This window comes from Pseudochrobactrum lubricantis (assembly GCF_041929865.1).
GTDB lineage: Bacteria > Pseudomonadota > Alphaproteobacteria > Rhizobiales > Rhizobiaceae > Pseudochrobactrum > Pseudochrobactrum saccharolyticum.
On record NZ_JBHEEE010000007.1, the window covers coordinates 205,979 to 214,476 of the forward strand.

Annotated in this window: 10 protein-coding genes; 2 read left to right on the forward strand and 8 right to left on the reverse strand. The window is 49.5% G+C overall.

All coding sequences use genetic code 11. The features are described from left to right. Window positions 1–3: 3 nt before the first annotated feature. From JNC80_RS15480 to JNC80_RS15490, 3 genes are all read right to left on the reverse strand, one after another. Window positions 4–807: an ABC transporter permease gene (locus JNC80_RS15480; RefSeq protein WP_022709619.1), complete on the reverse strand. Its 804-nt coding sequence runs from the start codon at window positions 805–807 to the stop codon at window positions 4–6. Continuing rightward, complete coding sequence (locus JNC80_RS15485) at window positions 804–1,706, reverse strand: ABC transporter permease (protein ID WP_022709618.1); 903 nt, start codon at window positions 1,704–1,706, stop codon at window positions 804–806. Before JNC80_RS15485 ends, JNC80_RS15480 begins: the two co-directional genes overlap by 4 nt. 202 nt (window positions 1,707–1,908) lie before the next feature. Continuing rightward, window positions 1,909–3,012 (reverse strand): ABC transporter substrate-binding protein, encoded by a 1,104-nt coding sequence (locus JNC80_RS15490; RefSeq protein ID WP_022709617.1) that lies wholly within the window; start codon window positions 3,010–3,012, stop codon window positions 1,909–1,911. A gap of 703 nt (window positions 3,013–3,715) precedes the next feature. Here JNC80_RS15490 and JNC80_RS15495 point away from each other — a divergent pair. Next, the gene (locus tag JNC80_RS15495; protein WP_376710801.1) at window positions 3,716–4,525 is read left to right on the forward strand and encodes a helix-turn-helix transcriptional regulator; all 810 of its coding nucleotides are present in this window, start codon (window positions 3,716–3,718) and stop codon (window positions 4,523–4,525) included. Window positions 4,526–4,574: 49 nt separating this feature from the next. On the opposite strand, the gene JNC80_RS15500 is transcribed toward JNC80_RS15495, so the two are convergent. Genes JNC80_RS15500 through JNC80_RS15510 form a run of 3 tightly spaced genes read right to left on the reverse strand, consistent with a single transcriptional unit; the run spans window position 4,575 to window position 6,734 of the window. After that, window positions 4,575–5,021: a Fur family transcriptional regulator gene (locus JNC80_RS15500; protein ID WP_075656960.1), complete on the reverse strand. Its 447-nt coding sequence runs from the start codon at window positions 5,019–5,021 to the stop codon at window positions 4,575–4,577. Next, window positions 5,021–5,848: a metal ABC transporter permease gene (locus JNC80_RS15505; protein ID WP_376710802.1), complete on the reverse strand. Its 828-nt coding sequence runs from the start codon at window positions 5,846–5,848 to the stop codon at window positions 5,021–5,023. The genes JNC80_RS15500 and JNC80_RS15505 overlap by 1 nt, the downstream gene beginning before the upstream one ends. Further along, window positions 5,841–6,734, reverse strand: a complete 894-nt coding sequence (locus JNC80_RS15510; RefSeq protein ID WP_376710803.1) for an ATP-binding cassette domain-containing protein — start codon at window positions 6,732–6,734, stop codon at window positions 5,841–5,843. The genes JNC80_RS15505 and JNC80_RS15510 overlap by 8 nt, the downstream gene beginning before the upstream one ends. 159 nt (window positions 6,735–6,893) lie before the next feature. Between JNC80_RS15510 and JNC80_RS15515 the strand changes: the two genes are divergently transcribed. Beyond that, window positions 6,894–7,832, forward strand: a complete 939-nt coding sequence (locus JNC80_RS15515; protein ID WP_376710804.1) for a zinc ABC transporter substrate-binding protein — start codon at window positions 6,894–6,896, stop codon at window positions 7,830–7,832. 6 nt (window positions 7,833–7,838) lie between these two features. Here the strand turns inward: JNC80_RS15515 and JNC80_RS15520 are convergent, their stop codons facing one another. Then, window positions 7,839–8,252, reverse strand: a complete 414-nt coding sequence (locus JNC80_RS15520) for an RrF2 family transcriptional regulator (RefSeq protein ID WP_075656957.1) — start codon at window positions 8,250–8,252, stop codon at window positions 7,839–7,841. 29 nt (window positions 8,253–8,281) lie between these two features. After that, the coding region (locus JNC80_RS15525) for a hypothetical protein (RefSeq protein ID WP_376710805.1) at window positions 8,282–8,498 on the reverse strand (217 nt) is incomplete at its 5' end.

The window sequence follows — 8,498 nt, forward strand, 5'->3', positions numbered from 1 at the left end:
GACTTAATTGCCTGCTGTCTTAAATTTGGAGAAGCGGGTGACAAGCTGGAGCATAATCATGCTCAGCCATGTGATGCCGAAGGCAATGATTGCCAGCGCTGACGGTTCATAAGCGCGGTTTGCACCGACAAGCTGCAAATAAGGGCCAAAAGCCGGACGATTGAGCAGCGAAGCCAGCGTAAATTCACCGATGACGATCGCAAAGGTAATGAACGCACCGCTCATAACGCCGGAAAGCACATTCGGGAAAATCACCTTGAACAGAATGGTCGGCCAGCCTGCGCCCAGACTTTCCGCGGCTTCTGTCAGCGTGCGAACATCAATCGTGCGCATGGCCGTATCAATCGAGCGATACATATAAGGCAGCGCCAGTGTCACATAGCCAAACATCAGCAGAATATCGGTTGCGCGCGTTGATCCTGTAAATGGCAGCCATGATGACGAGTTATAAATCCGCAAATAGCCGAATACGATAACAATCGCCGGAATAACCAGTGGCATCAGCGTGATAAATTCAATGACGGGACGCAAGTAAGGCATGCGCAACCGTACCCAATAGGCGGTTGGCACCACCAGCAACACGCCGAAAATAATCGTCATGATGGCAAGCATGATGGAATAGCCGAATGTCGCCTGAAAATTCGGGTCAGTCAGCACAACGCGGTAAGCGTCAAAAGAATATTCACCGCGACGCATGCGCAGGGAAAATTCAAATGTACCGATCAGCGGCACCACAAAATAGATCGCGCCGATCAGAAAGGCGATCCATGCGCCGAGGGTTTTTGGAATGAAATATTTCAGCTTCATTTCTGCCACCGTTCTGCACGCATGCGCAGCCAGATATAAAGCAGATTGGAAATGCCGGTAATCAGGATCATGCCGAGTGCCAGCGCATAGCCGAGATTCTGATTGTGCAGAACATCGCCGCGAATCTGCGCATAAAGCAGGATAGGTACGATATTCAGCGAAGAACCGGTCAGCGCATAGGCTGTGGCAATCGCACCGAACGCATTGGCGAACAGCAACAGGCTGGTACCAAGCAGGCTGGGCCAGAGAATCGGAAAGGCCACCATGCGCCAATATTGGAATGTCGTGGCACCTAGAATGGATGAAGCCTCACGCCATTCTTTTTTCAGACCGTCCAGAGCAGGAGTGAGGATCAGCACCATCAGCGGAATCTGGAAGAACAGATAGGTCAGTGTCAGGCCGAAAAAGCTCAGCAGGTTAAAGCCGGTGGCATAGAGATTGAAGCCGAACCATTCGCGCAGCAAAATCGTGACAAAGCCGGTGCGGCCTAGCGTGGCAAGAAAGGCGAAAGCCAGGGGCACACCGGCAAAGTTGGACGCAACGCCGGAGAATGTGAGCACAGTCGGGCGCAGAAAACGGGGCAGTTTGCCCAGTACAATCGCCCATGCCATGAACGAGCCGATCACAGCGCCACCCAAAGCGGAGGCAAAGCTGATTTTGATCGAGACCCAATAGGCGCTCATAATGCCGGGTTCAAACAGATCTATAATATTTTGCAGGGTGAAATTACCCTGACTATCCTGAAATGCACCGACAACAAGATACATGGTCGGCCAGAGCAGAAACAGAATTGCGAAGGCGAAAAACGGGGCAACACCGAGCCACTCTAAAGGCAGACGGCGCTTGGCGCGTCGCACAGGGGGCGTGTCAGATGTTATGCCATTGCTGGACAGGCTCATATGATTTTTGCTTTTTATCGTCTGCGTCGGTGATGGCTTCCGCAGATTGAGGTGCTGAAATCTGCAGGCATACAGCAATGTTCAGATTGCGGTGCCGGCTGAGTTATTTTTTATGATGATATGTGTCGTATAAAAATGCAAATTGCAAAACCTGTTACGGGCGGGTGTTGCCGCCCGTAACAGCAGCATTCAGCTGTTCAGCTTACTGAACATTCGCGCCGACTACGCTATCCCAGTTCTTGGTGATGACAGCCTGAGACTTGTCGAGTTCTTCCAAGGTCGGGAAGACAGCTTTCTGGTAAGCTTCTGCCGGTGGCAGCTTGTCGAGCAGTTCCTGAGGAATCTTGCCTTCTTTAGCCATGGCGTTGAAGCGGATCGGGTGGCAATAGCCTTTCAGATAACCGATCTGGCCTTCATCGGAATAGAGATGTTCCATCCAGAGTTTGGCTGCATTTGGATGTGGTGCATAGGCGCTGATGCCCTGTACATACACACCGGCTACAACACCGGTTTTCGGAATGATAACTTCAACTTCCGGATTGCCGTTCAGCGTATCGCGGTCTGCCAGAGCATTATAGTCCCAGCGGATAACGATAGGGGTCGAGCCCTGTGCCAGTGAAGCGGCCTTGCCGATGACAGGTACAAAATTACCGGCCTTATTCACGTCGCGGAAGAATTCCAGCCCCTTCTGAGCTGCTTCTTCACCCGGCTTGCCGCCAAGGGAAAGACCAGCAGCATACACACTCAGGATTGCCTGTGTGGATGCACGCGGATCGCCGGAATGCGCAACGGCATTGGCAAATTCAGGCTTGAGCAGATCAGCCCAGTCCTGCGGTGCATCTTTGATGATGTCTTTGTTCACTTCGAAAGCCAATACGCCGTAATAGTCGCCGTACCAGTAACCTTCAGCATCCTTGGCATCATCAGGGATCGAATCCCATGTCGATACTTTATAAGGCTGGAGCAGGCCATCTTTTTTCGCAGTGGTGCCGAAGGTAAAGCCGACATCGATCACGTCAGGCGCCTGAGGGCCCTTATTGTCTTTGTTCGCTTTGATTGCTTCGATTTCATCGCCGGAGCCTGCATCCGGATTCAGTTCATTGACCTGAATGCCGTATTTGTCTTTGAAGCTCTTGATGATTTCACCATAGCCGCACCAGTCATGCGGAAGGGCGATTGTGGTCAGCTGACCCTCTGCTTTCGCGGCGGCGATCAGTTCTTCTGACGGAGCTGCCACGGATAATGTGGTGCCGGCAAAAGCGATCGCTGTTGTCAGGGACAACAGCCGTGTTGTTCTGTTAAGCATTGACATACTCCCCTTAAAGCTACGGGAGGCCTGCTTTCAGGCATCCTCGCATTTTTTCGATAGGCGCGTCATATGAAAGTACCATGGCGGCTATCGTTTTTCTTTATCCGGGCAGAAGTGAACCATGTTTTTTTATCGCAAGCAATTGAATGTTGCAGTTTAGAGAGAAGGAAATGAATAAAAAACAACAATATACTTAATCTCTTGAATATATTGATTTTTATCGGATGATAATCCGGCTGTGCGGCGCGGTCTTGAATATCAGAAAGGATTCATAGGCTTAGCCGCAAATGTCGCGATCCGGATAGTATGAGCGGGCAATTAGTTGGTAATTGTGCATTGTGACAAAAACATTTTAATAAAATAACTGTGCCGGATAATGAGATTCTGTTTGGCGATGAAATGATCTTAATTTTAAGGCACTGATTTTTAATTATTAAGTTCTTCAGAAGAGTGTTTTGGGCCGGTTTCCAGAAGGGAGGATGACCGGAGATTCGTCGCAGCGGATCACTGTTGTTTTATCTTATTTGCGTCATCGCGTTGAAATAGTATTTTTGCTGCATTCATGTCTTAGTTGAGAAGAGGTGCGCAAATTATGTGCGTTTATTTTCGAATCATTTTCATATTCGCGCGTTTTTATGCGCTTTAATTTTTATGTTTTCATTTTGCTGATTTTTACAGGTGTTTAAAACGGAATTTTTTCATGGAATTTGAACTTATCCATTTCCCGGAATTTCAATACAGTTTCTTTGGCAAAGAATATTGTTCATCTATTCTGGAAACATATATCGCAGTTCGTAAAAAACTTTCCTGCAAGCATATTACGCATATTACGCCTAAGAATGCGGATGCGGGCATGGCTGATAATATCAAGACTGTGGTGTCGACATTTCCGGCAGACTGGATCGTGAATTACGCTGCTAAAAACTATTTTGATATTGATCCGCTGTTTCATCAGAAATGGTCTGATCCCGAGCTGCCTCATAGTGTCAGCATTACAGAGATTTACAGTCACAAACAAAATACACCGGCATTGCAGAATTATGTCGATGATTTGAGAGCGCATAATTTTGGCGATACATTTATTATGGTGACACAGCGGCTGAATGGCAGCGGGGATGCCCATACTATTTTTGCGTTTGATACGAAAAAGGGCAAAAACGACCTCAATGCCGAAGACCTGATCCGTCTGCTGGAAAAGGATTTTTTACAGGCGACTGCGCAATTACATGAATCTGTATTATCCGCGGTGAGCGACTATTCATCACAAAAGAACGAAGTTCAGTCGCTGGTTTCTCTGACGCCACGCGAGGTTGATTGCCTCAAATGGGCCGCACGCGGAAAAACTGACGGTGAAATTGCTGAAATTCTCAGCATCGCCCGCTGGACAGTGGTGACCTATCTGCAAAATGCCAAGATCAAACTGGGTTGTGCCAACCGCACATCTGCAGTGGCGGTGGCGATGTCGCTCGGCATTATACCTTTGCCGGATACATCGCATTTACAGGGTTGATTTGCAAAAACACCCCGCATTTTTGTGCGGGGTGTTCTGTTGTTCCTGATTAGTTATGCGCGCAACTTGCGCACAGACCGCGAATTTCCAGAGTGGTTTTCGTTGGATGAAAATGGTTCTTCTGCGTCCAGTGCTGCACGCAATCTTCGATTTCCGGCTCAGAAAATTCCGAAGCTAAACCGCATTTATCGCAAATGGCAAAAGCTGCGATACCATGCAGATGGCCGTGCTCATGGTGGTGCGGATGGGCGCAGGCAATAAAAGCATTCAGGCTTTCAAGGCGATGGATCAGGCCGTATTCCAGAAGCTTGTCCAGTGCGCGATAGACTTGCAGCGGTGCGCGAAAACCTTCTTCGCGCAACTGGTCGAGAATTGTATAGGCGCTGAGCGGGAACTCAGCCTTTGCAAGCGCTTCCAATACGAGATTCTGATTGCGTGTGAGTTTCGGAGCGCGCGCTGCCGCAGATGCAGTTCCTGTATGCGTATGAGCGGTCATTATGAAGTCTCCTTATCGCGCGCAACCGGCAAAGATGCTTTGAGTTTTTGCCATGGGAGCAAGCTTATAACAAAAAACACCACAGAAGCCACGACTATGGATGGTCCTGACGGTGTGTCATAGTTTAATGAGCCGAAGAGACCGGCAATAACCGAGCAGGCGCCGATAAAAGCCGCATAGATGGCCATTTGCTCCGGCGATAATGCAAAACGGCGTGCCGTGGCTGCCGGAATAATCAGCAGAGCGGTAATCAGCAGAATACCGACGATTTTCATGGCAATGGCAATCAACAGCGCCAGCAAAATCATAAACAAAGTGCGGTGCAGTTCCGGTTGCAGACCTTCAGCCTGTGCAATATCCTCGCTGATGGTCGCTGCCAGTAGTGGTCGCCAGAGTTTAATCAGACCCGCAAGGATCAATGCGCCACCGGCGTAAATGGCGATAAGATCGGAGGCGGATACCGCGAGAATATCGCCGAACAGCAGTGACATCAGATCAAAGCGGATCCATGTCATAAAGGCGACAAGCACCAGTCCGAATGCCAATGTGGCGTGGGAGAGTATGCCCAGCAGAGAATCTGCTGAGAGAGTGTGCCGTTTCTGTAAAACCACCAGCAGCATGGCGATGCTAAAGGCGATCAGAAAGACGGAAACCATAATATTCAGGTCAAACAGCATGGCAAGGCCAACACCAAGCAATGCCGAATGAGCCATCGTGTCGCCGAAATAGGCCATGCGTCGCCATACAATAAAACAACCGATAGGGCCGGTAATTAAAGCGAGGCCGATACCGGCAAGCATGGCGCGGATAAAGAAGTCATCAAGCATGATTGTGTCCACCGCTTTGGGGGTGATTATGGTCTTCGCAGTGTTCATGATGATGGCCGTCATCATGGTGACAGTGATCGGTTATCGTGCCGTCTGCATGTTGCACCCGTCCGTCAGCCAGATGGGTGTGATCATGATGATGTGTGTAGACTGCAAGCGAGGGCGGAATTTCCATGCCGCGCGGAGTGCGCAATCCGAAAAGCTTGGCATATTCAGGGCTGGCGGCCACATCAACCGGCGTGCCACTGCAACATATATGCCCGTTCAGGCAGACAACGCGGTCTGTTGCGGCCATAACAATATGCAGATCATGGGAGATCATCAGAACACCGCAACCGGTCTGATCGCGGAACTTTGCAATTTTCTCGTAAAGTTCGGCTTCACCGGCAAAATCAACACCTTGCAATGGTTCATCCAGCACCAGCAAATCCGGTTTGCAGGCAAATGCTCGGGCAAGCAGCACACGCTGAAACTCGCCGCCGGAAAGATGGACAACTTGTGCTTTGATGAGTTGCGGAATGCCTGCAAGTTCCAGAGCTGCTTCGATTGCTTCTTTTTTTATAGGGGCAGTCATGCGGATCATACGCTCAACTGTCAGTGGCAGGCTCGGATCAATCGAGATTTTTTGCGGGACATAGCCGATGGTCAGGGACTTCTCGCGTTTCACCTCGCCTTCATCAGGCTTATGAATACCCAATGCCATTTTGGCGGTCGTGCTTTTCCCTGAGCCGTTAGGGCCGATGAGCGTAACAATTTCACCTTTATGCAGGGTGAGATCAATGTTGCGGACAAGCCAGCGACCGTTCCGCTCAATCCCTGCATTTTCAAGGCGCAGAAGAATGTCAGGTGTCTGTCCGCTGGCGGTAGCTGATAATGGATGATGCATTGTACGCTTTCGGAATGATAGAAAAGCAGATCCTGCTCTTGTCACGGGTTATCTCATACGTTATAGCATTACGCAATAATGTAACTTTATAACATATTGTTCCGATGTGCTGTCATTTCAATCGCTGGCAGTGATTAATAGCAATTTCTGTGAGGTTTTATGTCTGTTATCCGAGTTTTGCTGGCATCCGCTTTGTTGTCTGTTTCTTCGCATGCTGTTGTTGCGGCGGAAAAAGGCGATGTCGTGGTTTCGATTAAGCCAATTCATTCGCTGGTATCTGCTGTTATGCAGGGGGCAGGGGAGCCGGAGCTTATTGTTAAAGGCGCTGCATCAGAGCATGGCTATAATCTGAAGCCGTCTGATGCCGGTGCACTGGAAAAAGCAAAAGTCATTTTCTGGGTCGGGCCGGAAATGGAAACTTATCTGACAAAGCCATTGGAGACACTTGGCACTAAGGCTGAAGTTGTACGGCTGGATCAGGTAAAGGGGCTTGAAATTCTGTCTGCGCGCGAAAGCGGTAATTTTGAACCGCATGATCATGGCGGGCACAATCATGGTGAGAGCGGTGAAGCGCATGACCATCATCATGATGATTTGCATCTCTGGCTTGATCCGCAAAATGCCAAGCTGATGCTGGAGCCGATTGCGGAAGCTTTAGGTAAAGCTGATCCGGAGCATGCTAAGCAATATCAGGCGAATGCGACTGCCTATGCCGATAAGATTGATGCGCTGCAAAAAGAAGTGGCGGCGGAGCTGGAGCCGGTGCGCACTAAGCCTTATATTGTGTTCCACGATGCCTATCAGTATTTCGAACGTCGTTTCGAGCTTTCAGCGGCAGGCTCAATTACGGTAAATCCGGAAAAAGCACCGGGTGCAGCACGTATTCGTGAAATTCAGACCAAAGTGAAGTCCTTGGGGGCGACCTGTGTGTTCTCTGAGCCGCAATTTGAGTCCGCTTTGGTAAAGACCGTGCTTGAAGGAACGGAAGCTAAAACAGGCGTGCTTGATCCGCTTGGGGCTGATCTTCAGGACGGACCGGAACTATATCCGCAGCTGATCCGTAATCTGGCGACATCGCTGAAGACTTGCCTGCAGTAATTCCCGTTACAAATCACTGTAGCCATCTGCCAGTGTGCGCTTATCCAGCACGCTGGCGATGGCTTCACGTACTTCCAGCATCATACGGCGAATTTTACAGTCTTCTTCGATGCAGTCCTCGCAGGCTTTATATCCTGTCTTGCTCGCGCAGGGGAGGGGGGCCAGAGGGCCGTCAAGGCTGCGGATAATATTGCCGATTGAAATCTGATCTGCCGGCTTGGCCAGACAAAAGCCTCCGCCTTTACCTTTGCGGCTTTGAACAAAGCCTGCAACGCGCAGGTCTGTCAGGATATTATCCAGAAATTTGCGCGGGATATTGCGTGCCTTGGCGATCTCGCCAACAGAGATAAGGTCATCCTGTGTGGCTTCAGCCAGATGAACCATTGCTTTGAGGCCGTATTTCCCTTTTTTAGTGAGCATGTAAGCGGTGTTCCCTGCATTATATAATGTTATTGCTCTCTATCTGTAGCGCAGAGTAGGGCAGGTATCAAACGCAAGTCATAATCTATGTGTCTGTCGCGGGTTGATTGGTTTGCCGAATCCGGTTTTCCGAGGGCGAAAAAGAGGGTAAATTTTCGCTTAATTTTTAAAGTTTTCCCTGTGGAAAGAAAGTTTGCGATTTGTGTAATTTTTTTGAAAAGTCGTGTTGACAGTTTGGGAGAGTGG

Bases quoted from the DNA above. Each gene is read 5' to 3' on its own strand.
- JNC80_RS15480 (WP_022709619.1), bottom strand. From the start codon at position 807: ATGAAGCTGAAATATTTCATTCCAAAAACCCTCGGCGCATGGATCGCC.
- JNC80_RS15485 (WP_022709618.1), bottom strand. From the start codon at position 1,706: ATGAGCCTGTCCAGCAATGGCATAACATCTGACACGCCCCCTGTGCGA.
- JNC80_RS15490 (WP_022709617.1), bottom strand. From the start codon at position 3,012: ATGCTTAACAGAACAACACGGCTGTTGTCCCTGACAACAGCGATCGCT.
- JNC80_RS15495 (WP_376710801.1), top strand. From the start codon at position 3,716: ATGGAATTTGAACTTATCCATTTCCCGGAATTTCAATACAGTTTCTTT.
- JNC80_RS15500 (WP_075656960.1), bottom strand. From the start codon at position 5,021: ATGACCGCTCATACGCATACAGGAACTGCATCTGCGGCAGCGCGCGCT.
- JNC80_RS15505 (WP_376710802.1), bottom strand. From the start codon at position 5,848: ATGCTTGATGACTTCTTTATCCGCGCCATGCTTGCCGGTATCGGCCTC.
- JNC80_RS15510 (WP_376710803.1), bottom strand. From the start codon at position 6,734: ATGCATCATCCATTATCAGCTACCGCCAGCGGACAGACACCTGACATT.
- JNC80_RS15515 (WP_376710804.1), top strand. From the start codon at position 6,894: ATGTCTGTTATCCGAGTTTTGCTGGCATCCGCTTTGTTGTCTGTTTCT.
- JNC80_RS15520 (WP_075656957.1), bottom strand. From the start codon at position 8,252: ATGCTCACTAAAAAAGGGAAATACGGCCTCAAAGCAATGGTTCATCTG.